This is a genomic window from Pseudomonas sp. EA_35y_Pfl2_R5 (assembly GCF_963970805.1).
Lineage (GTDB): Bacteria > Pseudomonadota > Gammaproteobacteria > Pseudomonadales > Pseudomonadaceae > Aquipseudomonas.
The window spans coordinates 1-22,816 of record NZ_CAXAOW010000021.1 but is presented as its reverse complement, the minus strand read 5'-3'; the positions used below and the strand labels follow the sequence as shown (position 1 = coordinate 22,816).

Genomic DNA, 22,816 nt, shown 5'->3' with positions numbered 1-22,816 from the left:
CACTCATCCGGCCGCTGCCAGTCAGCGGCCCACCCAGGAGGCTGCACATGAACATCAAACACAGTTTGTCGATCGCCGTACTCGCCCTTGCCGTCAACAGCGCGTTTGCCGCTGGTAGCCCCGGGGTGGAACGCAATACCCAAGACTTCCTCAATGCCCTAGCAGCTGGCGGTGGCAAGCCCCTCGAACAGCTGAGTCCGAAAGAGGCCCGCGCCGTATTGGTCGGCGCGCAGGCCGGGGTCAAGGTCGATGTGTCGGGCATCGAAGTGGTCGACAAGACCATCGAGGTCGATGGCCAGTCGATCCAGCTCAAAGTCGTGCGCCCGACCGATGCGAGCGGCACGCTGCCGGTGTTTATGTTCTTCCACGGTGGCGGCTGGGTACTGGGCGACTACCCGACCCACGAACGCCTGATTCATGACCTGGTGGTAGGCTCTGGCGCGGCAGCGGTGTATGTCGATTACACCCCGTCACCGGAAGCCAAATACCCGACCGCGATCAACCAGGCCTATGCCGCAACCCAGTGGGTGGCGCAGAACGGCGCGCAAATCGGTGTCGACGGCAAACGCCTGGCAGTGGCCGGCAACAGCGTGGGCGGCAATATGGCCGCCGTGGTCAGCCTGATGGCCAAGGACAAAGGCACCCCGGCGATCAAGTTCCAGCTGCTGATGTGGCCGGTAACCGACGCCAACTTCAACAACGCTTCCTATAACCAGTTCGCCGACGGTCACTTCCTCAGCAAAAGCCTGATGCAGTGGTTCTGGGATAACTACACCACCGACCCAAAACAGCGCGCCGAAATCTACGCCTCGCCACTGCAGGCATCGGTAGAACAGCTGCAAGGCTTACCGTCAACCCTGGTGCAAACCGCCGAGTTCGACGTGCTGCGTGACGAAGGCGAAGCCTATGCGCGCAAGCTGGACGCGGCGGGAGTCAACGTGACCGCCGTGCGCTACAACGGCATGATCCATGACTTCGGCCTGCTTAACGTGATCAGTCAGATCCCTGGTACGCAAAGCGCCATGCAGCAAGCTGCCGCCGCGCTGAAAGCCAACCTCAAGTAACCCCGCGTTACAACAAAACGCCCCGACACGCTCAGCGTGCCGGGGCGCACTGCGGTTCAAGCGGCCTGGCATTGCAGGCGTTGCAGCAAACCTTGCTGCAACGCTTGGTCGAGCACCTGCTGCAACAGCGGCGCGGCGAAAAATGCCTGCAACGCCGCCGTCGATTGCCAGCGACTTTGCAGCAGCCACTGCGCCGCATCATCCGGCAGCTGCTGCACCTCAACGCCTATACAACCGGGAAGAATTTGCATGGATTCGCGCAAACCATACAGACACGCCCCCAACTGCTCGGCGCTTCCCGCCCTAGCATGCAGCACTGCGCTATGACTTAGCATCGGCTTGCTCTCCAGAGATACAGGCTCAATAAGGGCTGGCAGTCGGCCGCACGATCAGCTCGCTGACGTCGACATCCGCCGGCTGCTCGACCGCATAGGCAATGGCACGGGCAATCGCATCCGGGGTGATGGCGACCTTGCGAAACGCCTTCATCACTTCACGGCTCGACTCATCGGAAATGCTCTCGGCCAGCTCCGACTCGACCACGCCTGGCGATACCAGGGTCACGCGAATATCGCCGCCCACTTCCTGGCGCAAACCTTCGGAGATGGCGCGCACCGCATACTTTGTTGCGCAATACACCGCACCGGTCGGCACCACGCTGTAGGCGCCAATGGAGGCGATATTGACGAACTGACCGCTGCGCTGACGCTGCATGACCGGTAGCGCGGCAGCAATGCCGTGTAGCACGCCACGGATATTCACGTCGATCATGCGGTTCCACTCATCAACCTTCAGCACATCCAGGCGCGACAGTGGCATAACCCCGGCGTTATTGATCAGCACATCAATGCGGCCGTACTGCGCCAGGGCGGCATCGGCAAACGCCTGAGTGTCGGCCTGACTGGTCACATCCAGGCGGTGGTAATCGGCGTTGCCACCTGCCTCGCGGATCTCGCCAACCAACTGTTCCAGACGCTCGGTACGCCGTGCACCGAGCAAGACATGCGCGCCCTTCTCGGCCAGCAAACGCGCACAGGCCTCACCGATACCGCTACTTGCGCCGGTGATCAGAATGACTTTGTCTTGGATATTCAACATGGCCAAATCCTCTGCTTATAAGCGGCAAGGGCTGCCGCGACAGCAACAGATTCAGCGAGATGACGCACTTAGGGTTAGACGATTTCTGGCGAATTATTGCCTAAACCTGCAACTATCAAATTCGGAACAGCTCACTAGACGCAATCCATAAACAGCCCAGCATTACGCTGAAAGCCCAAAAATATTAGCCGTTTGCCTATTACTGGCGAATCATTGCCTGATCCTGCAACGCATTCTGAGCAGCGCTGACTTGCCTGAAAAACCGGGATAATCTGCAAGCCAGCAGCAGGAGCCTCCATGACATCATCTATCAGCCCCTTAGTCCTCGACGACAACCTGGCGCTGCGCCAAGCCGAACTGGCCGCGCTGATCCAACGTCAGTGCCCGGCTGATGGCCTGCATAACAGCGCCATTGCCGGCCTCGATCTGGCCTGCGCAACACAGCCCAGCCTACCCGTACCGACGCTGTACCGACCATGCCTGTGTATCATTGCCCAAGGCCGCAAGGATGTGCGCCTAGGTGATGAGCAGTACACCTATGACCCGCTCAACTATTTAGTGGCATCCGTCACTCTGCCGGTGACAGGCCAAGTGATCGGCGCAACCCCCGAGCAGCCCTACCTGAGCCTGCGCTTGGAGATTGATCCGGCGCTAATCACTAGCCTGATCGCCGATATCGGCCCGATTGGTGTACCCAATCCCGGGCCACGTCGGGCGCTTTACCTCGATCGCCTCGATACTCAGTTGCTCGACGCTGTGCTGCGCCTGCTACGCCTGTTGGAAACCCCGCGCGATATCGCCATGCTTGCGCCGCTGGCCCAGCGCGAGATTTTCTACCGGCTGCTACACAGTCCGCAGGGCCATCGCCTGCACGAAATCGCCATCGCTGACAGCCAAGGCCAGCGCATCAACCGCGCAATCGAATGGCTGAATCTGCATTTCGACCAACCCCTGCGCATTGAGGACCTGGCCCGCGAGGTCAATCTAAGCACCTCAACCCTGCACCACCGTTTCAAAGCCGTCACCGCTCTCAGTCCGCTGCAGTACCAGAAGCAGCTACGTCTGCAGGAGGCGCGGCGCCTGATGCTCTGCGAAGGGCTGGAAGCGGCTTCAGCCAGTTACCGAGTCGGCTACGAAAGCCCGTCACAGTTCAGCCGCGAATACAGCCGCCTGTTCGGTGCGCCGCCGTTGCGCGATCTGGCCCGCCTTCGCAGTTCGGCATAACACGGTTAAAGCAGACTGAAAAACGCCCCGACACTTTTCGAGAGCAACAGGGAGTTCTACTTGGGTCAAATTACCGCTCAGCAGGAAAAACTGGCCAGAACCCGTGACCGGCAACAGCAATTAACAGATGTTTAATCGCCCTGCAGCCCATATAAATAGGGCCTTGGCGGATTATCAGCAGAGAAAATTATGAATAATTAACGTTAAACCCAACACTTCCCGTAAAAACGGCCTATTATGGCTGAGCTGACTTGTAGTTATCAGCAAAACCGCATAGGTGCTATGAGCACTCTGGCACCGCACTTCGTATCGATTTAAGAGACACACCATGGCAAATCGCGAAACTGGCACCGTCAAATGGTTCAACGATGAGAAAGGCTTCGGCTTCATTACCCCGACTAACGGCGGCGATGACCTCTTCGTTCACTTTAAAGCCATCCAAAGCGACGGTTTCAAAAGCCTGAAAGAAGGCCAGACTGTTACCTACGTGGCCGCTCGCGGTCAGAAAGGTATGCAAGCTGAAGAGGTACAGGTGGCTTAATTAAGCCCCTGTCCTGCTTTAAAACAAACCCCGCGCTCGCGGGGTTTGTTTTATCTGGCGTTTGTAAAACCTGCCTTTTCTATAAGCCCATCTGCTTGCTGATGATCTCGTTCATGATTTCACGCGAGCCACCACCAATCGACAGAATGCGGTTATCACGGTACAGCCGCTCCACCAGGCTCTCACGCATATAACCCATGCCGCCCATGATCTGCACGGCGTCGTAGGTCAGTCGATCGGCAATATCAGTGGCAAAGTTCTTGGCCATGGATATTTCCTTGATCACGCTTTTACCCGCAGCCATCTTCGCCGCCTGCCGATAGGTGAAGTCGCGCGACACTTCAAGCTGGGTTGCCATCTCCGCAAGACGATGCTTGAGCACCTGGAACTTGCCGATCGGCTTGCCAAACGCTTCGCGCTCTTTGGCCCATTTCAGCGCCTCCTCAAGCGCTAACTGCGCCGTCATATTGGCCATGATCGCCAGCGACAAACGCTCACTCTGGAAATTCGCCATGATGCAGGCAAAGCCCATGTTCTCGGCGCCGATCAAGTTGCCTACCGGCACCCTGCAATCATCAAAGAACAGTTCTGCCGTATCCGACGCCCACCAGCCCATCTTTTTCAATTTACGCCCCACGCTGAAACCCGGAGTACCCTTCTCCACCAGCAACAGGCTGACACCGCCAAAACCATCGCCACCGGTACGCACGGCAACGGTGTAATAATCGGCGCGCACGCCACTGGTGATAAAGGTTTTGCTGCCGCTGACGCGATAGAAGTCGCCGTCTCGTATTGCGCGGGCTCTCAGATTGGCCACATCCGAACCACCGGACGGCTCGGTCACCGCCAGCGCCATTATTTTCTCACCCGCCAGCACCTGCGGCACGATGCGCTCGCGCAGCTCCGGCTTGCCCCACTTCACCACGGGCGGCAAACCGATATCCAGCGAGCCGAGCCCGGCCACCAGGCCACCAGAACCTGAGCGCATCAACTCCTCAGTGGCCGCGACCTTGGCAAACACATCACCTTCATGACTGCCGCCAAAAACTTCCGGGTAACCAATCCCGAGAATCCCCGCAGCACCAGCCTTGAGATAGAGTTCGCGAGGAAACTCTTCAGCCTCCTCCCAATCATTGATGTGCGGCAGAATTTCGCGCTCGACAAAACGCCTGACCGAATCGCGCACCAACTGATGGGATTCATCGAAATATTCTTGGAAGACAGGCATAGGGTATTTCCACTGAGGTTTCAGGGAAATTACCAAGCGCTTGCTTGGTTTACAAGAAGAGGATTACGCCATGCATCAGGGCGATCAAGCCGCCGACCACTCGCGAGTCTAGAGCTGGATAGGCCGGCGCCCAGCAATCGAATGCGCCAGAGTGCCACCGTCCACCAACTCCAGCTCGCCACCCAGCGGCATGCCATGGGCAATGCGCGAGGCAATCAGGCCTTTGCCCGCCAGCAGCTGAGCGATGTAATGCGCGGTGGCCTCGCCCTCCACCGTCGGGTTCGTGGCCAGAATCACCTCAGTAAAACTGCCTGCAGCGATGCGCGCTAACAGCTCGGGAATCCCAATCGCTTCCGGGCCGAGGCCGTCGAGCGGCGACAAATGCCCCTTGAGCACAAAGTAGCGGCCGCGAAACCCGGTGTGCTCGACTGCATACACATCCATAGGCCCCTCAACAACGCACAACAGGTTGTCATCACGCCGCGGATCCAGGCACAACTGACACACCTCGTCCTCGCTCAGACTGCGGCATTGTTTGCAGTGGCCAACCCCCTCCATAGCCTGAGTCAGCGCTTGGGCCAGGCGCAAGGCACCGGAGCGATCCCGCTCAAGCATTTGCAAAGCCATACGCTGAGCAGTCTTCTGCCCAACACCGGGAAGAATGCGCAGTGAATCGATCAGGTGGCGGATCAGCGGACTGAAACTCATGGGGGAGGTACTCGACGGCTACAACTCTTACCAATAAAACCCTATCGGGCTATTGAATCCCGACAAAGCAAGGCACAGCCGGTATGGGCTGAGGATACCCACACTGGCTCCCAGCGCTGCAATGCAGCGCCGGAGGATGACCGCTTAGAACGGCATTTTGAAGCCTGGAGGCAGCTGCATGCCGGCAGTCATACCGGACATCTTGTCCTGGCTATTCTGCTCAACCTTGCGCACGGCATCGTTTACCGCAGCGGCGATCAGGTCTTCGAGGATCTCCTTGTCTTCCTGCATCAGACTGTCATCCAGGCTGACACGCTTGACGTCGTGACGCCCAGTCATGACCACGCTGACCAGCCCAGCACCGGATTGGCCGGTTACTTCGGCGTTCGCCAGCTCTTCCTGCATCTTCTGCATTTTTTCCTGCATCTGCTGGGCCTGCTTCATCAGGCCGGCCATGCCACCTTTCATCATGGTGTAAGTCCTCAGTAATTAGGGGTAAACGGGAGTATCCAGGGGTTCAATGCTGTCCGCGCGGATAACCGCGGCGAACTGCTGAATCATTTGTTGAATAACCGGGTCTTGATGGATCGAGGCCTCGGCCTCGCGCTGGCGATTGGCTCGCTTACTCGCCGCCGCCTGCGCCGGCGTCTCTTGCTCAGGCTTGCACAACTCGATCAATACTTTGAGCTCGCGCCCATGAAATTGATTGAGCGCATCATTCAGACGTCGCTGCTGGGTGGGGTTGAACAGCGCTGAATGCGCCGGATCCAAGTGCAGCAGCCAATTATCGCCCTCAGCGCTGATCAACGTGCAGTTAGCCCCGATACTGCCGGTCATACCGGACAAGCCAAGCTTCGGGAACAACTCCAGCCAATCAGCCGCCAGCCCGGTCGCCGGCTGCGCCGCCGGCAAGACTTCCGGCTCTGCAGATGCGGTGCGCTCGACTGCATCAAAATCATAATCAAAGGATTCGGCGTCCATTTCGACATAGTCGTAGTCGCCCAGCGGCGGTTCATCGTCATCCGTATCGGCAGACGGAGCCGGCTGCTCAATCAGTTGCGGCTCAGGCACTGCAGCTTTCGGCGTCTCGGTAGCTAGCTTGACGGGCTCTGCCAGAGCAACGACAGGCTCTGCGACTTCTGTAACAGACTCAGCCGTTTGAGCAACAACCTGCTCTTCCCAGGGCAGATCCACCACAGGTGCGGATACTACAGGGGCAGCAGTCGCTTCAACCGGCGAAGGCTGCGCAGCGGGCTCGTTGACCACTTCCGGTGCGGGCGGCAGGACTGCCACAACCGCTTCAGGCGCTGCTACCGGCACTACAGGTGCAACTTCAGCTACAGGAGTCGGCGGCGCAGGCGGAACCGCAACAGGAATGCTCACCGGTGACGGGATAGCCGCACCGGCCACTGGGTTAGTCGCGGGATCAGCAGTGGCCTGGCTAATCCCCAGCGGCTTTAGCGCCACCCTCGGCGCATCGTGGGTATCCGCCGGGCGGAAGGCCAACATACGCAACAGCACCATCTCGAAGCCGCTGCGCGGGTCTGGCGACAACGGCAGATCGCGGCGGCCGATCAAACCCATCTGATAATAGAACTGCACGTCCTCGCTGGGCAGAACCCGAGCCAGCTCGAGCACCCGCTCACGATCACCCTGGCCGTTATCCACCGCCTCGGGCAGCGCCTGAGCAACCGCAACACGGTGCAGCACATTGAGCATCTCGGACAACACGCCACTCCAGTCCGGCCCCTGCTCTGCCAGATGTCGCACCGCCTCAATCAAAGCGCGCGCATCGCCCTCCAGCAGGGCGTGCAGCACACCGTAGACCTGACCATGGTCTAGCGTACCGAGCATGGCGCGCACATCGGCGGCCAGCACCTTACCCTCACCAAAGGCAATCGCCTGATCGGTCAAACTCATGGCATCGCGCATCGAGCCGTCCGCTGCACGGCCGAGCAACCAGAGCGCATCATTTTCGAACGGAATATTTTCCGCCGCCAGCACATGTGTGAGGTGATCAACCACCCGCTCCGGCGGCATGTTCTTCAGTGAGAACTGCAGGCAGCGTGACAACACGGTGACCGGAAGCTTTTGTGGGTCGGTGGTCGCCAGGAGGAATTTGACGTGGGGCGGCGGCTCCTCCAGAGTCTTCAGCAACGCGTTGAAGGAGCTGGTGGAAAGCATGTGCACTTCGTCGATCAGGTAGACCTTGAAACGTCCACGGCTCGGCGAGTACTGCACGTTATCGAGCAATTCGCGAGTGTCTTCAACCTTGGTTCGGCTGGCAGCATCCACCTCGATTAGATCAATAAAGCGACCTTCATCAATCTCTTTGCAAATCGAACAAACGCCGCAAGGCGTCGAGCTGATGCCCGTCTCGCAATTCAGGCACTTGGCAATAATCCGTGCAATCGTGGTTTTGCCCACACCACGGGTACCCGTGAACAAATAGGCATGGTGCAGGCGCTGGCTATCGAGCGCATTGATCAGCGCCTTGAGCACATGCGTCTGGCCAACCATTTCGTTGAACGAGCGCGGACGCCACTTGCGTGCAAGAACCTGATAGCTCATCGAAACCCGTCACGAGAGGAAAGCAAAAGTGGGGCTAATCCTAACGGAGCATGGGGCAAATTGCATCCGATGCGCAGCCCACTAATGGCCAGCCTGCAGCATTGCTTGCAAATTAACTGGCGAAAAATTAACCAGACGGGTATCATCCACCCCGTTCGTACCACGCTGTAAGTCAATCAGGCCTTTTTGGCCCCCTCGATGGTTTCCAGGTAAGAGCGCATCCCTTAAGGGTAATGCCGCACAGCTCTAACCCATATCCCAACCTGCTGACTGATCTGGCCGTCCCGCGCAAGCGCCGACTCAAGCCCGCCTCCGAAGTACCGACCCGTACAGCGTAACCATTATGGGAACTTGTGCGCGCAGTCCAGCTCCTATCTGTACACGCAATCGACCAATGACGTCGACAGCTGGAGCTCTATTTAGCGCAATGACGCGCCTGCTGCTTTAGGAAATACCAAAAAAATGAATACTCAACACCAAATTCAGGATGCTATTCGCACCCTCTCTAGTGCATTTGCACCGTTTGATTGCCGCATCCTAGCCGCCCGCAAAGGCAGCTTCAGCTTCACTATCGTCAACGATGCCGGCATCGCCAAGCACAGCCAGCGCCTGTATCCCGGCCAGTACAGCGGAGCCCATCTGGAACAGGTCATCGAGCGCGCCCGACTATCACTGACTGCCTGATTCACGAGGTTCGAGAACCATCGAGCATCTTTGAGGTCTGAAATTATCACCCTCAGGATGGAGCATGGTCATGGATAGCATCAACCGCGAACTCGTTGAACAACTGTTTTCCCCATTGCGCGCCACATTCAGCTCACCCCGCCCCGATGGCGGGGTTGTTCTCTCTCTGCTGGATGCCAGCGACGCCACCGCTTACAGTCGCGTACTCAGCACAGCGGAGCGCATCGACCCACAAGCCTTCGCCCAAAGCCTGGAAGACATCCGCCTAGAACTTGCCATGCGCGCTGGCAGTATCCCTGCGGACATGCGCAAAGCACTGAAAGAACAGGACAGCGTGCTTAACTACCATACAAGCTAAGACCACTCAGCGCCCTGCCCGTCAGCAGGGCCAGCCACTCAATTTATCGCCCAGATCAGCGGCATTCGAACAACCGCCAAACCGATCTATCGACAGCGGCCAATCAACTCAGGAAAGCAATAGACCGCACTAACGCCAAGCACGATATGCGCGCAACAAATTGATTTTTAACGAGGACGTGAGCCGGCCAGGAAGGATAAGCCGATGCACAAAGATATTGGAGGCAGCCCCACCAGCCACACCTCGGCACACAATGTCACCGCTGCGGCTGCTCCCTTCCAGGCCTGACCGGGTTCACGGCTGATCGTTGCGAGGGGACCGGCAGGGCCACCATAACGAAGCTCACCTCCTCTATATAGAGGGTTTCAGGCTGAAGCTACGTCCTGATTCGGTTCTTCACCAACCACACAAAATTGAATTCGACGCCATTGTAGGCCAACTACCAGGTAGGCCAGCAAGCCCTGTTTGTACCACCAACATGCCTCACTTTTGTACCACTTGGCGGACGGCGCAACACCAGCGGGATATGATCCGGTAGAGCAGCATCAACCCCGCCACCTGGTTTGGCATTACATGTGCCACCAGATCCTGTGCATGCCAAGGATACCCAAGCAAATATGGCCAAGAATGCCCCCCGAAAATGGTACGTCGTTTGGGCAGGACGCAGCCCTGGCATCTATCAGGATTGGTCGAGCTGCAAGTTACAGACTGATGGTTTCCCCGGAGCACGCTTCAAAAGCTTCCTTTCGCAAGCAGAGGCTGAGACAGCTTTCGGGTCGAAGGCAGCTGCCAGCACGTCTACCCGCCCTGCTGCTCCCCCTGCAACTCTAGCCCAGGCCAAGTCCGGCCTGACCACGCTATCGAAGCTCCAAATTGGAAAAGTAGCGGCCAACGTCAAAATTTTCGTCGACGGCGGGTGCAACCCGAACCCTGGTGAAGCCGGCTCCGGTGTGGCCGTTTACAAGCATGATGTGCTGTCGAGTCTTTGGTACGGCAGGTACCAGCCGAGCGGGACAAACAATACCGCTGAACTGGCGGCTCTTCACTACGGACTGATTCTGGCCGGTGAGGCAATCAAGGAAGGACTCAGCTCAGCTGTGTTCGCCGACTCAGGCTACGCCATCCAGTGCATTACCCAGTGGGCTGTAGGCTGGGAGAAAAAGGGCTGGAAGCGCAAGGATGGGGAAATCCGGAATCTAGAGCAGATCCAAGAAATCTACGCCGTCTACCTGCAGATGAAAGACAAGGTCGAAGTCCATCACGTTAACGGACACATCGGTATCGAAGGCAATGAGCTCGCCGACCGCATGTCTTTGTTAGCCATTGACGAGTTTGAGGTCGGCTGGCGCCGCTACCCTGAGCCAATCATCATTGATGATGTCTTAGCATTGCGAGCGGATGCAGCTAAAAGCGGGAGTTACAAAGCAGGGCCTACTTCAAATGCAAGCAGCCTCAGCTAGGTGGCCTTGCTCTTTCGTAAGGGCTCATCTTGAGCGCCAGGCTGGGTCGACTAGTCAGGCAAGGACAGGCATAGCGAATAGCTGATTCTGCCCGGCCGTACGCTTTAAACCAAAGAGGGCTGACGGCGGGCATTACGGTGCGGCATCAGGATCGGGTAAACTCTCGCCTAATGCGAGATAGTTAAAACCTAATTTTGCCTTAACTAGCACTGTTATTGAAGTTTACAAAGGGATTGCAATGAGTGATTTGCTGTTATCTGAAAAGGACGTGGAAGTTAAGGTGGTAACTCCACTTTTTCGTGAAATCCTGGGTTACGTTGATGCAGAAATGTTTTGGGCCGTGCCGGTAAAGATGAATCTTGGGCGGGAGGTCAAAACTAAGCAAGCTGACCTCGTCGTTAGACGGCAAAACGAAACGCTCATTGTTATTGAAGCAAAAAAAACGACGGAACCGATTTCCGGCGCCACCGGCCAAACCGACTCTTATGCCTTCGCATTGCAGGCACCATTCAGCTTCATCACAAACGGCAAAGAATATCGCCTTCGTGCTTATTATCACGGAAATAAACGGGTCGATTTGCTTACGGGTGTAATTGGAAAAATGGAGAAGAAGAACTTCTCCAAGCTAATGCGCCTAATCGGGTCTAAAGAAATTCAAGGTGCTGTCTCAGAGTCAGCAGTGACAGCAAAAGAACCCGACTACGAGAAAATTAGAGACTACCGTAGGTTCTTTAAAGGGCTTCACAATACTATCAGAGATGGAGACAAGCTCGATCCGGCGGCTGCATTTGACGAACTTAGTAAAACGTTGCTGATGAGTGCGGCGGACGAAGCTCTAGCTGCCGTGAATCCTAAGCATAAACGCTTAACTGCAAGCGACGTAAACGCTTATGCGGAAACTTCAAATAAAAAGGCTGTACAATCTGTAAACCTCCACTTCCAAGAAGTTGTTCGGGCTGCGTTTCCACTATTGTCCGACGAGGCTTCTGAAATAAACTTAACCCCCGAAACCATTTCTGAGATTCTTCGAAAACTTCAACCCTTTAGCTTGAAGAGCGAAGACATTGATGTCAAAGGGCGTGCATTCGAAGAGTTTTTACCTTCGCAACTTCGAGGTAAAGGCCTCGGCCAATATTTCACACCACGACCTATCGTGAATTTTATGTGTGATCTAGCAGATATTTCGTTGAACGATGTGGTTGTGGACTTTGCATGCGGGTCGGGTGGGTTCCTCATTAAAGCCTATGAAAAGATGCGTGGCGAGGTAGAAGTCTTGCCGGCAGGCACCATAAAAAGATTGGGTACCACACGCGAACAGTTGGTCGAGGATATCAAAAGCTCTCAGATTTTTGGTATTGATGCTGAACCCAGAGCTGCACGTACCGCTCGGATGAATATGCTGTTATGGGGGGATGGGAAATGTGTCGTCCGAGGTAACGCCTTGGATGTAAACGACTTTTCGGGAAATCCGTACCAAGTCGAAGAGTATGATCCGAATATTGACGGCTCGGGTTGTTCGTTAATTCTCGCCAACCCTCCTTTTGGCGCTCGTGAGAAGGAGAGCGGCATTCTTGATAGATATGACTTCGGCTCAAGATTGAAAGCGCGTAAATCTCAGAAAACCGAGGTTCTTTTTGTAGAAAAGGCACTACGTCTTCTCAAGCCGGAGGGGCGTCTACTGATTGTTCTTCCTACGGGGCTGCTTAGCGCAGACTCTTATGAAGATCTTCGTATGCACATACTCAAAAACGCTTGGGTTCGCGGCATTGTAAATCTACCCACTCACACATTTGTGCAGTCTGGAGTTCCTACTGTAAATACAGTGGTTTTGTATCTCCAGAAATACACTGACGCCGTGAGAGAGTTCTTTGACGAAAACTTGCAAGGAGCTGACTTTGCTGCATATAAGTCATTTCTTTCCGAGAACCCACAGTACGACTATGAAATTTTCATGGCAGACTGCGAGGACGTTGGCTTCGAACCGAGCGGAAAATCCACTAAAAAAGACGATGAGCCTAGCGACCTAGATCTAATTTTAAGTGATTTTTCAGTTCCTACGGACGAGGACTTGGAGAATTTAGATATTTTCGATTTTGCCGAGCGTTTATACGGTCAAAAAAGTTTCCGCAGAAGAGATCAATCCATTCGCGGTGCTCGAAAAGCAGGCAAGGTTTCTTTTAGAATTCGCGCAAGCGAGTTGAGAGGAAGGATGGACCCTTCGTATTATCTGTTCACTGAAAAGACACGCTTTTTTGCGGCCGACATGGAGCCAATCGGACAAAGGATTTCGGTGGTATCTAGCCGCTTTCGCCCCAAAACCCCCGAGGAACTTGATGACGAATTCTCGCTTCTCTCAGTTTCGAGTGATGGCAAGGTTACCGTTCGGGAAGTGACAAAAGGTGAGGATATCTCAACTGCGCAGAAGCGCGTCGAAGTTGGGGACATCGTTTACAATCCGATGCGGGCAAATATCGGAAGCATAGGAATTGTAGAATCAGATTCTGCTGGCGGCTTAGTAAGTCCAGATTATCACGTTGTGCGGACTAACGGCTTAGATGCGGAGTATTTGATCGGACTGCTGAGAACTCCATTCTACAAGTTTTACATCGACATCATTACTACCGGTTCAATTCGAGATCGGCTTTACCCTCAAGACTTACAAAGAATGCTGATTCCCAAGACGGATAGTTCTAATCGCAAGCGAATCAAGGACCTCCAGTCGGCAATTGGAAAAGAAGTTGAAGCATCCAAGGCCAAACTCTCGCGACTGTCCATTGATCTTAACGAGACAATACGGCAGATGCTGCCTAGCGCGCCTGAGGCCTAAACCGTATTTGCTTTAGCTTAGCATTTTCTCAGCGCCTATCAGGACGGGCGGTTACGTTAGTTTTTGAATTGACATAATCGCCTTGTCCCATGGCTACCGCGAGTTAGCTAATCACAGAAGGTTAGCGGACTATTTTTCGGTTAAATATTTGAGTGTCCTTTGTAAGTAACGTAGTGGTTGAATCCCCCCCCCCTGCCCCCGCCCGCCCTGCCTCTGCGCCGCCGCGCCTTTATCCGTCCTTCTTTTTGCCCGCAGCTCTGCCAAGAAAGCATCGAACTACACTTCGTGACAGCGCCTGGCTCATAAAGTACACCCTGTGACCCAGGTCAGACGCCTATCACTACCTGCAAAGGAATGCGGCCTTCAGCATGGCTCACAACTGTTGACAACCAATGAGCCAACCACCATCATTCTGAGCCAACACAATGAGCCAGCCTGGAGTAGCCGCTATGTCCGTCAATCTTGCTTATACCCGCGTCAGCACCGACGGCCAGACCATCGAGGCACAGCGCCACGCCATCGCCCAGCGCCACAACATCAGTGAGGACGGATGGTTCACGGACGAAGCCATCAGCGGCACTACAAAAGCCCTAGAGCGGAAGGGCTTCACGGCCCTGTTCAACTACGCCAGAAAGGGAGACACCGTTATCGTCGCAGCCATCGACCGCTTGGGGCGTAACACCATCGACGTCCTGGAGACAGTCAAGGCGCTGGAGACCAAGGGCGTCACCGTCGTATCAATGCGTGAGGGCTTCGACCTCTCCGGCCCACACGGGAAGATGGTGCTGACCATGCTGGCCGCTGTTGCGGAACTGGAGCGGGAAAACATCAAGGCACGGCAGATGGCGGGCATCGAGAAGGCCAAGGCGGACGGTCGCAAACTGGGCGCACCGAAGCAGCATGACGACGCAGCCATCGCTGCCTGGAGGAAGGACACCGGCTCTAGCATCGCCACCACTGCCAACCACTGGGGCGTCTCCCTGGCCACCGTCAAGCGGGCCTGCAGAGCCATACAGGACAGCGCCTAACCACTTGCCAAGCCCTATCGCATAACGCCCAAGGACCATGGAACCCCAAGCCCCCAGCCAATAGGGCCCTACCTTGTATAACCGCTCAGCCCACCTCTGACGCCGGCCAACCGCAAGCACCACACCTAGGAGAATTTGCGGCCAGTCCTTGTATAAATGGGGATCAACTCTCCATTTGCCCCCAGTCTTCAGACAAACCACACCCACCACACCTGACGACACGACCACGACACCCTGCCCGAACACCTCCAGGCGGGGCGCTTGCGTTCGTCTATCACACCCCAAGGAATACTCATCCATGCGACACCCAATCCCATCCAACTTGGTGCGCTTCAACCTTCACATGCGCCGCGACCACGTCCAACGTCTAAGCCAACTAGCCCAGCTCTTGGCGAAGAAGAAAGGCCGCGACGTCCGCTTAGCCGAAGCCATCGAACTGGCCCTGGTCGCCGGTCTTCACTGGAAGGACTCCGACCTCCTGGACTTGTCCCTCCCCGACCGCACTGCTCCCTACTGGCTACAGGTCGGCCCTATTGACCGCACCAAGTGGAAGGCGCTCACCCCATCTGCCCTGGGGGCTCAGCAATGAACGTCTCCGACAGCCAGAAGCACCAGGTACTCAATCTCCTGAAAGAAAATGCCTCCGAGCGCGCAATTGCCGACGCAACGGGGCTCTCCCGACGGCAGGTTCGGACCATCAAGCAACAAGCGCCTAGTGGGGAGGACCAAAACCCATTGGCCTCCGACCACCAACCGACCATGACTCGCCCCGCCGCTATCACCGAGCTAGTCAAACTCAGCACACGTCCGGGCGGCGTCCGTCATTCGGAAATGTGGCCGGTACTCAGGGCATTGTTCGGATTGCGCTTCAACGGCAAGACTGGGGCAATGGAGTTAGACATGACCGACAACCAACTCCGCTATTTGAAGGAGAAGACCATGGAAGCAGCGGCATCCAAAGGAAAAGAAGCGCTGTTCATCCCAGAGTGGCTCCCTCGGCGGGCACCTGCTGCTGCTAACGACATGCTAATCAACATGGCCGGATGGCTTCACGACCGAGCCCAGGAGTATGTCTCCGAATTCATGTCCGCCCACCCCGATGCATCGAGAGCGGCCGTCTTCCGGGAACTGACGTGCCTCAGCTTCCCCCTGGCCAGCCCGGAGCCAATTCAGACCAGATGCAAACGGAACACGGACAACGCCGACAAACTTCAACGGCGACTTGGAGACCTTGCTGGCAAGCCCGCTGCCAATGAACCATTCCCACCAGACGTCGAACTGAACAGGCTTTGCATCTAACCGAGATGGCCATTATTTAGGGGAAGGCGTGTGCCGGGCATTCGCGCAGCGGATGTCTGGATACGGAAGCCTGACACCCAAAAACTAAGGAGGGGGACGGAGGACGATTCCATCATTCTTCCTCCTCCTTGGTCTTCCATCCATGGTCGGCCTCACGGGAAAGCCGACAACCGCTGCGCGACTGCCGTCTTCCACGACCGCCCCTGTCCTAGGAACCCCCAAAGCTTTAATTGCTCGGCAACCATAGTGGACCACCTATATCTATGTCGGGAAATGGTCCGCTCTGGTCCAGCAGACCTATCACGCATCCCGCACCCGTCCCTATTGGCGGTCATGGGTCTGACCTCCTGCCATTTTGGTCTCCTGGTCGACCTCACCAAACGGGGCCTTGAAGCCCACCTCCAGCGCGTCGTCCTCGACGTCCTGGTCCACGAACAACTCCAAGCCTTCGAGCGCACCCTTCGCCAGCGCCTGGAGCAGCACGTCAAAGGCATCACCATCGGCCACGTCAGCCATGTGAAGGACGTCCTCAACATCCGCGATGAAATCCTGGTCAAGGTCGAGTGTGAGTTCCACGACGTACCCCAGGAGGCCGCTGTATGAGCCGCGTAGACGCCATTCTGGCGGTATTCACAAAGACCATCGCCCAACTGGAGAAGGTAGCCCGCAACAACCGCACCGAAGCCGGCTTCAAGATGGCCAGCGCCGATGCCCTGGAACTGCAGGCTGAAGGTTTGCTGGATGAAGCGCAGAAGGCCGACAAGGTAGCGGCACGCCTGAAGGACTTGCTGGAGGGCGACGAATGAGCCAAGTCCAGCAATTCCACTTCGGCCTAATGGACCTCCGCGTACTGGAGCGCGAAGGCCAGCCCTGGTTTGTCGCCGTCGATGTCTGCACAGCACTGGGCCTTCAAGGCTTCGCATCTAAGCACACGGCCCGCCTGCTGAGCGACAACGCCTAGTATTCAAGAAGGCCGCACTGAGGTCTATCATCGAAAATGGCAGACCCCTGGTAAGCGGCCCCACCCCCAGCATCACCTTTATCTCCGAATCCGGCCTCTACAAGCTGGTCATGCGCTCCGACAAACCCGACGCCCGCGCCTTCCAGGACTGGGTAACACGAGTGGTCCTGCCTGCCATCCGTAAGGACGGCTCCTACGTCCTGGGCGAGGAGAAGGTAGTCACCGGGGAAATGTCGGACGACGAACTGTTCGCCAAGGCTGTACTGGCGGCGCAGAAGAAGGTCGAGCGCCTGACCCTGGAACGCGACCGCATAGCCGAGCAGAACCGCATCCTGGAGTGCGAGAAGAACCACCTGGAGCAACAGAACCAGCGAATCCTTCCCGCCGCCCAGGTAGGGCACGCTTTGGCCAAACGTAAGGCCCTGGGCGTGGTGGACTTCTGCCGCAAGCTCCCAGGCGTAAGCGTGAATGCCGTCCAGACCCGCCTGTATGACATGCAGTATTTCCACAAGAAGCATGGCCACTGGTCCGTCTACGCCAAGTTCAAAGGCGTCCTGTTTGACGAGACGTTCAACGCCGAGGGCTATTCCAAGGTAATCGTCCTGGAAGCCGGCCAGCGCAAGCTGGTGGACATGTACCACAACGGCCTCCTGCCCATGCTCAAAGGGCGTACCCCTGAGCGACACCTGGAGCTGGACGTTTGAACCGCTTCGGCCTGGGCGAAAGGGGAGCCCCACAACCCCTGATTGAACACGACGAACGCCGCCCTGCAGTACTCACCCAAGCCTACCTCCACTACTGGGATAAGGGCATGCGTGTGCCTGCAGACATGGCAGCGCGACTCATCGAGGAGGGCTACGACGTTGAAGCCCTCTAGGACGCCGGAGTGTTTCGGCGAAGAAGTTTATCTACGATATTGGAGTACGAGCTTTCAACCTCATACATACCTTTAAATAAGTTCTCATACTGAAATGACGCCTCCGCCGCAATAGTCGGAAATGAAAAACTATCCCCTTCACCAACCAACATACCGCCAAAGGAATCCAGATCCACTTCATTAACAAAGTAACGAACAACCAGCCCATCAAAATAAACTCTAAAAACCTGGTAGTTCACAGGGGCTGCTTGATCCGGGTATTCGACTGGCATTTCGACTCGAATAGGTGCCATGTTATGAGGACTACCGCGAGTAGCCATTTGAGTGAGGGTGATGCCATAGAAGCCAGAGCAACCGCTATCCCCGGACAAAATCATGTCACGAAGTCGATATTCATGTTCAACAGGAATGGAAACTTCCTTTGCTGCTTTAAGACCTGAAACTGCCCAGCGCCAGAGTATAGAAAGTAGGAAAATTCGTAGCTTCTTGGAGTCCCCCGTCACGACCTGGCGAACCCCATGGGTATCACTTACCTTAATAAAATGTTCTTGAGGCAACGCCAGCTCATCCCCCCAGCCACTCCACACAAGCTTATGCTGTCTAAGAAACTTAACTCCCCAGTCGTCCATCCCAGCTAGAAACTTTTCCCCTTTAAGAGTCAATATTCCCTTGTCATACCAACTAGTGAACGTTCTCTTGGGAATGCTCCCTTCTCCAGCCTCAATAAAATATGCACCGGAAATATCAGGCGCAGTGAAAGCTTGAGGTGTTAGATGAGACTTAGCAAAAGTCCCCGTCGCCCCCGTTAACCGGCATTTACCGATAGCCACCGTGCCCTCCTAGACTCAAGCGTGTCTTTTCTGGCATCAAATCATGACTCACCCATAAAATCTAAGACTATCAGCTCAACCACAGGCGCAAGCACCTCCGGCCTGAAGTCCTTTCCATACCGGTTGAAGGTTATTCCCCCGGTCTGGTGCCCCAGGATGCCGCCAACCAAGGCCTCCGATACCCCCTTCTGCTTCAGGTGGTCGGCCAGGGTATGCCGGAAACTGTGAAAGTCCTTCTTCCCCTCGAAGCCCAGCTGCGCCCTCACCCGAGCGAACCACTTGGACGGTATTGAGCTGTAGCCATGTTTCTTATGAAGTGTCAGCTCGGAGAAAACACGTTGCTGCCCCAGCCCTCGCTGCACCTCAACAAACTCAAGGAAGCCCAGCTCAAGAAGTTTGGAGTGGATCGGAACCAAGCGCTCAGATGAGTCCGTTTTCAGCTTCTGGTCAGGCCTCGTTTCCCGGAAATGGATGCACGGGATGCCACTCATGGTGACGACGTCGTCCAGATAGAGCTGGCAAAGCTCGTTCAACCTGGCCCCGGTGTAAAGACCGAGCAGAGGCAGCCAGTACTGGTGTGGTTTGGACGTATTCGCGGGAGCGTAGACAGCTTTATTGAACAGCAGCTTGAGGTCGTCACCGGTGAAGACACTGCGCTCTTCGCTGACCTTTCTCCGCTGCCGAACCCGCAGACCATCGAATGGATTACGTGAGCAGTAGCCCTCCCGAACTGCGTAGTTAAAGAAGGTGGTCAGGTTCTTCACGTAGTTGTTGAACGTGGTCAGGCTGATGGTTGCCTTGGCCTCAGCGATGATTTTCTCCAGCGGCTGCACAGGTAACTGATGCATACGTGGCGGCAGCTTCAGAGCTGTCTCTTTGAACTGGTGGGCGTGTTTGCGGGTTATCTGGTCGACAGGCAAGTCGCCAATAATGCGAGCGCACAACGTCGCCACGGCGCGCTTGTCATCCAGGGTTTTGATAGGTAGCCCTTCACGCAGCTGGTTTTTCAGATGCTCTTCAGCCACCTGTAACAACGTTGGAGACGCGCTTGGGGCTTCCCGCTGCACTGCCATCGGCTTAACCGGAGCAATCACCTGCGGGGGCTCTATGGGCCTCTCCGGCAATGCCGGCAGCACGTTGGAGGACAGCGATTCAAGTTGCTGCTGCCTCAGCCATAGCGCCCAACTAGCGACCCTTTTGCCACCCGATTCCCATGCACCACGTAAACGGTCAACCGACGGCTTGATACCTTGAAAAGCCTCGGTGAATAGCCGCTGAACCTGCAGCAATAGCTCACGCCCACGTATCAGGGCTTCACGTCTGCAGCGGGTCTGAAGAGAGCGCCGTATCTCCCTGCGATGAAACAACGGGCGAATGACGTCAGGCACCACGATTCGGAAGTAATAGACCGAGTGGCGAGATAACAGGAGGTAGGTTGGGACGGTCGACACGGTTGTATCACTCCTTGTACCACCGCGTGGCTTGGAGTGAAAAAACCTTCATAAATCAACCAGATAAAAGACTGGAGGCAACCCCACCAGCCACACCTCGGCACACAATGTCACCGCTGCGGCTGCTCCCTTCCAGGCCTGACCGGGTTCACGGCTGATCGTTGCGAGGGGACCGGCAGGGCCACCATAACGAAGCTCGCAGGAAGCGAGCCGCGCTATTGTACCGGCTTGAGTCGAAGTTACAACCGTTTCAAACACTTAGCCCTTTCGAAACACACATCAGACACGAAACCGCCCCACCAGCGCACTCAAACCATGCGATAACTCGGATAGTTTCTGGCTGGCTTGGGCACTCTGTTCGGAGGTTTGCGCCGCCTCATTGGACAGGTCACGGATGTCGCTGATATTGCGCGCGATTTCTTCGGTTACGCTACTCTGCTCCTCACAGGCCGTTGCGATCTGCGCCGTCATATCGTTGATGCGCTGCACCGAGTCACTAGTGTCAGTGAGCGCCTGATCCACCCCGGCTGCCTGCTCAACACTTTGCCTTGCCTTGCTGCTCCCAGAATGGGTGGCTTTAACAGCATTCTGCACACCGATCTGCAGGCGTTCGATCATTACTTGGATGTCCTTAGTCGACTCCTGAGTACGCGCAGCTAGTGCACGCACCTCATCAGCCACAACCGCAAAGCCGCGCCCCTGCTCGCCGGCACGCGCCGCCTCAATAGCCGCATTGAGTGCGAGCAAATTGGTTTGCTCTGCAATGCCCCTGATAACAGCCAATACCGCGCCGATGTTAGCGGCCTCTTGCTCAAGGGTTTGAATGGTTGCCGATGCACTCTCAACTTCTTGCGCTAACTGGCGAATCGAGTTGATCGTAGCGCCCACGACTTGCGCGCCTTCTCGTGACTGGGCCTCAGCACTACGAGCAGCATCGGCTGCATTTTGCGCATTTCGCGCCACTTCATGCACAGCCGAACTCATCTCTGTTGCTGCGGTGCTGACCTGATCGACTGCCGCATGCTCACTGCTAATCAACCTATCATTGGCTGCAGCCATCCCAGCCAGACTTTGCGCAGAGCTTTCAACCTCTCCGGTAACCCGCCCGACCTCTTTGATTAACGGCTGCAATTTATCGAGAAACCGGTTGAACGCATGACTGAGCTTGCCCAATTCATCATTAGACAATACGTCCAGACGCACTCGCAGATCGCCATCACCATCAGCAATCTGCTCGATACGATTAAGCAAATTATGCAAAGGCCCAGTGACAAGAATTGGAAAGCCAACCACTAACACCAAACAAACGCCCAAGCCAATCGCAATAATCACGCCCTGCTGCCAACTCAAGGCTTCACCCAGCTTAATAGCTGCCAACCCTTCAGCATTAGCGGCTGCGTCGTCCATCTCACCCAACTTGTCGATGGCTGTGCGCATAAGCTCGAACTGCTCTTCACTACCACCAAAACTTAACAGACTGGCTGCCTGAGGATCACTAGAAGCCAACTGCAAAACCTTTTGCGAAGTGGCTTTCCACCGCTCAAACCCCGTATCGAACTGGGTGACCAACTGCATTGCTTCACTGCCAGGCTGCATGTCAGCAAATTTATGCACGCGATCATAAGCTTGTTGTAGGTTCTCTGTATGCGCGGCAGTTAGAGCCTCCGCATGCGCCCCCACACCCTCGTCAAGTAAGCTGCGCTCAGCAACAAAAGCTTGGTAAAGATCCCGATCAGCATTAAGCAGCAAACTGATACCAGGTAAGAAACGATTAGTCAGCTTGGTGCTTGAATCTGCAACCTGCGTAATACCCCGCATTCCCAAAAAACCCATAGAAACCATCAATACCGCCAGCAACAAAATCGGCAGAGCAATCTTCCAACGAAACCCTAGATCAGCGAAGGCGCGCAGCATGGCTGGATGCTCCAAGAGAATGGCCAAGTAGCATCAGCATAGACTACCGCTTGCCGCGCGAAACAAAGCTAAAACATCCCACCACGCCTCATCACTAGGGTTATGGCACACTCACCGCACGACCTCTCTCAGGTCAATACCCAAACCAGGAGCAACACCATGGCGATGACCAAAGACCAACTGATCAGCGATATTGCAGAGGCCATAGATACCCCAAAAAGCACCGTGCGCGCCGCACTCGAGCAGCTGAGTGAAATTGTCAGCGACGCGCTCGAAAACAGTGACGAAATCACTCTACCGGGGATTGGAAAGTTCAAAGTAAGCGAACGCCCTGCTCGCGCCGGTCGCAATCCTCAAACGGGTCAAGCCTTGCAAATTGCAGCAAAGAAAGTCATTAAATATGTGCCGGCAAAAGCGCTGAGCGATGCGATCAACTGATTATCTGGCGCGCTCGGAAGAGCGCGCCTTGACGCCGCCCTTTAGGATTAAGGCTGCACCCTCAGCGCGTTATTTTTTGCGACGCAAATTAAAACCCCCGACCGTTTTCACGATCGGGGGTTTTGGTATAGGTGCTTGACGATGACCTACTCTCACATGGGGAAACCCCACACTACCATCGGCGATGCATCGTTTCACTACTGAGTTCGGGATGGGATCAGGTGGTTCCAATGCTCTATGGTCGTCAAGCGATTC

At 55.8% G+C, this 22,816-nt stretch carries 24 protein-coding genes, 1 rRNA gene, 2 other RNA genes and 1 pseudogene; 14 read left to right on the top strand and 14 right to left on the bottom strand.

Annotated elements, in window-relative coordinates:
* The first annotated feature begins 47 nt into the window (after positions 1-47).
* Entirely contained in the window at positions 48-1,064 is a 1,017-nt protein-coding gene (locus AACX99_RS21005) for an alpha/beta hydrolase (RefSeq protein ID WP_339414360.1), read from the top strand.
* Between the two features lie 56 nt (positions 1,065-1,120).
* On the opposite strand, the gene AACX99_RS21000 is transcribed toward AACX99_RS21005, so the two are convergent.
* Together AACX99_RS21000 and AACX99_RS20995 are read right to left on the bottom strand one after the other, a co-directional pair.
* Positions 1,121-1,399 carry a putative quinol monooxygenase gene (locus tag AACX99_RS21000; RefSeq protein WP_339414359.1) on the bottom strand — a complete coding sequence of 93 codons (279 nt, stop codon included), beginning with the start codon at positions 1,397-1,399 and terminating at the stop codon, positions 1,121-1,123.
* 25 nt (positions 1,400-1,424) lie between these two features.
* Positions 1,425-2,162 (bottom strand): SDR family oxidoreductase, encoded by a 738-nt coding sequence (locus AACX99_RS20995; protein WP_339414358.1) that lies wholly within the window; start codon positions 2,160-2,162, stop codon positions 1,425-1,427.
* Between the two features lie 297 nt (positions 2,163-2,459).
* Here AACX99_RS20995 and AACX99_RS20990 point away from each other — a divergent pair, with 297 nt between their 5' ends.
* Both AACX99_RS20990 and AACX99_RS20985 read left to right on the top strand, forming a co-directional pair.
* The gene (locus AACX99_RS20990) at positions 2,460-3,386 is read left to right on the top strand and encodes an AraC family transcriptional regulator (RefSeq protein ID WP_339414357.1); all 927 of its coding nucleotides are present in this window, start codon (positions 2,460-2,462) and stop codon (positions 3,384-3,386) included.
* Between the two features lie 328 nt (positions 3,387-3,714).
* On the top strand, positions 3,715-3,927 hold the full coding sequence (locus AACX99_RS20985) for a cold-shock protein (RefSeq protein ID WP_069516724.1): 213 nt from the start codon (positions 3,715-3,717) through the stop codon (positions 3,925-3,927).
* A gap of 79 nt (positions 3,928-4,006) precedes the next feature.
* Here the strand turns inward: AACX99_RS20985 and AACX99_RS20980 are convergent, their stop codons facing one another.
* From AACX99_RS20980 to dnaX, 4 genes are all read right to left on the bottom strand, one after another.
* Entirely contained in the window at positions 4,007-5,155 is a 1,149-nt protein-coding gene (locus tag AACX99_RS20980) for an acyl-CoA dehydrogenase family protein (protein WP_339414356.1), read from the bottom strand.
* Between the two features lie 108 nt (positions 5,156-5,263).
* On the bottom strand, positions 5,264-5,863 hold the full coding sequence (gene recR, locus AACX99_RS20975) for a recombination mediator RecR (protein WP_339414355.1): 600 nt from the start codon (positions 5,861-5,863) through the stop codon (positions 5,264-5,266).
* A gap of 144 nt (positions 5,864-6,007) precedes the next feature.
* Positions 6,008-6,334, bottom strand: a complete 327-nt coding sequence (locus AACX99_RS20970; protein WP_090385942.1) for a YbaB/EbfC family nucleoid-associated protein — start codon at positions 6,332-6,334, stop codon at positions 6,008-6,010.
* A gap of 18 nt (positions 6,335-6,352) precedes the next feature.
* Positions 6,353-8,434 carry a DNA polymerase III subunit gamma/tau gene (gene dnaX, locus AACX99_RS20965; protein ID WP_339414354.1) on the bottom strand — a complete coding sequence of 694 codons (2,082 nt, stop codon included), beginning with the start codon at positions 8,432-8,434 and terminating at the stop codon, positions 6,353-6,355.
* Positions 8,435-8,896: 462 nt separating this feature from the next.
* Here dnaX and AACX99_RS20960 point away from each other — a divergent pair, with 462 nt between their 5' ends.
* Both AACX99_RS20960 and AACX99_RS20955 read left to right on the top strand, forming a co-directional pair.
* On the top strand, positions 8,897-9,118 hold the full coding sequence (locus AACX99_RS20960) for a hypothetical protein (RefSeq protein ID WP_339414353.1): 222 nt from the start codon (positions 8,897-8,899) through the stop codon (positions 9,116-9,118).
* A 70-nt stretch (positions 9,119-9,188) separates the two neighbouring features.
* On the top strand, positions 9,189-9,476 hold the full coding sequence (locus AACX99_RS20955; protein ID WP_339414352.1) for a DUF3509 domain-containing protein: 288 nt from the start codon (positions 9,189-9,191) through the stop codon (positions 9,474-9,476).
* A gap of 227 nt (positions 9,477-9,703) precedes the next feature.
* On the opposite strand, the gene ffs (AACX99_RS20950) is transcribed toward AACX99_RS20955, so the two are convergent.
* Positions 9,704-9,800, bottom strand: an RNA gene (ffs, locus tag AACX99_RS20950) — signal recognition particle sRNA small type.
* Between the two features lie 293 nt (positions 9,801-10,093).
* Here ffs (AACX99_RS20950) and AACX99_RS20945 point away from each other — a divergent pair.
* The 5 genes from AACX99_RS20945 to AACX99_RS20925 all read left to right on the top strand — a co-directional run bounded on the left by AACX99_RS20945 (position 10,094) and on the right by AACX99_RS20925 (position 16,090).
* Entirely contained in the window at positions 10,094-10,936 is an 843-nt protein-coding gene (locus AACX99_RS20945; RefSeq protein ID WP_339414351.1) for a ribonuclease H family protein, read from the top strand.
* Positions 10,937-11,174: 238 nt separating this feature from the next.
* Complete coding sequence (locus AACX99_RS20940) at positions 11,175-13,763, top strand: N-6 DNA methylase (RefSeq protein WP_339414350.1); 2,589 nt, start codon at positions 11,175-11,177, stop codon at positions 13,761-13,763.
* Between the two features lie 449 nt (positions 13,764-14,212).
* Positions 14,213-14,791, top strand: coding sequence for a recombinase family protein (locus AACX99_RS20935; RefSeq protein WP_339414349.1), 579 nt, complete (start codon positions 14,213-14,215; stop codon positions 14,789-14,791).
* Positions 14,792-15,089: 298 nt separating this feature from the next.
* The gene (locus AACX99_RS20930; RefSeq protein WP_339414348.1) at positions 15,090-15,380 is read left to right on the top strand and encodes a hypothetical protein; all 291 of its coding nucleotides are present in this window, start codon (positions 15,090-15,092) and stop codon (positions 15,378-15,380) included.
* Complete coding sequence (locus AACX99_RS20925; RefSeq protein ID WP_339414347.1) at positions 15,377-16,090, top strand: hypothetical protein; 714 nt, start codon at positions 15,377-15,379, stop codon at positions 16,088-16,090. Before AACX99_RS20930 ends, AACX99_RS20925 begins: the two co-directional genes overlap by 4 nt.
* Before the next feature lie 321 nt (positions 16,091-16,411).
* Here AACX99_RS20925 and AACX99_RS20920 read toward each other — a convergent pair whose 3' ends face one another.
* Complete coding sequence (locus AACX99_RS20920; protein ID WP_339414346.1) at positions 16,412-16,666, bottom strand: hypothetical protein; 255 nt, start codon at positions 16,664-16,666, stop codon at positions 16,412-16,414.
* 23 nt (positions 16,667-16,689) lie between these two features.
* Between AACX99_RS20920 and AACX99_RS20915 the strand changes: the two genes are divergently transcribed.
* The 3 genes from AACX99_RS20915 to AACX99_RS20905 all read left to right on the top strand — a co-directional run bounded on the left by AACX99_RS20915 (position 16,690) and on the right by AACX99_RS20905 (position 17,755).
* Entirely contained in the window at positions 16,690-16,896 is a 207-nt protein-coding gene (locus AACX99_RS20915; protein WP_339414345.1) for a hypothetical protein, read from the top strand.
* Positions 16,893-17,051, top strand: coding sequence for a hypothetical protein (locus tag AACX99_RS20910; RefSeq protein ID WP_339414344.1), 159 nt, complete (start codon positions 16,893-16,895; stop codon positions 17,049-17,051). Before AACX99_RS20915 ends, AACX99_RS20910 begins: the two co-directional genes overlap by 4 nt.
* Before the next feature lie 110 nt (positions 17,052-17,161).
* Positions 17,162-17,755, top strand: coding sequence for a hypothetical protein (locus tag AACX99_RS20905; RefSeq protein ID WP_445261892.1), 594 nt, complete (start codon positions 17,162-17,164; stop codon positions 17,753-17,755).
* 169 nt (positions 17,756-17,924) lie between these two features.
* On the opposite strand, the gene AACX99_RS20900 is transcribed toward AACX99_RS20905, so the two are convergent.
* The 5 genes and pseudogenes from AACX99_RS20900 to AACX99_RS22285 all read right to left on the bottom strand — a co-directional run.
* The gene (locus tag AACX99_RS20900) at positions 17,925-18,758 is read right to left on the bottom strand and encodes a hypothetical protein (RefSeq protein WP_339414343.1); all 834 of its coding nucleotides are present in this window, start codon (positions 18,756-18,758) and stop codon (positions 17,925-17,927) included.
* A gap of 41 nt (positions 18,759-18,799) precedes the next feature.
* Positions 18,800-20,209: a DUF6538 domain-containing protein gene (locus tag AACX99_RS20895; protein WP_339414342.1), complete on the bottom strand. Its 1,410-nt coding sequence runs from the start codon at positions 20,207-20,209 to the stop codon at positions 18,800-18,802.
* A gap of 81 nt (positions 20,210-20,290) precedes the next feature.
* Positions 20,291-20,387, bottom strand: an RNA gene (gene ffs, locus AACX99_RS20890) — signal recognition particle sRNA small type.
* Between the two features lie 101 nt (positions 20,388-20,488).
* The gene (locus AACX99_RS22290) at positions 20,489-21,268 is read right to left on the bottom strand and encodes a methyl-accepting chemotaxis protein (RefSeq protein WP_445261893.1); all 780 of its coding nucleotides are present in this window, start codon (positions 21,266-21,268) and stop codon (positions 20,489-20,491) included.
* Positions 21,269-21,346: 78 nt separating this feature from the next.
* Positions 21,347-22,123 (bottom strand): annotated as a pseudogene (locus AACX99_RS22285) (MCP four helix bundle domain-containing protein); the annotation flags it as partial.
* 159 nt (positions 22,124-22,282) lie between these two features.
* Between AACX99_RS22285 and AACX99_RS20880 the strand changes: the two are divergent.
* Positions 22,283-22,561, top strand: a complete 279-nt coding sequence (locus tag AACX99_RS20880) for an HU family DNA-binding protein (RefSeq protein ID WP_339414340.1) — start codon at positions 22,283-22,285, stop codon at positions 22,559-22,561.
* A 133-nt stretch (positions 22,562-22,694) separates the two neighbouring features.
* Here AACX99_RS20880 and rrf read toward each other — a convergent pair.
* Positions 22,695-22,810 (bottom strand): 5S ribosomal RNA (rrf, locus tag AACX99_RS20875).
* Between the last annotated feature and the right edge of the window lie 6 nt (positions 22,811-22,816).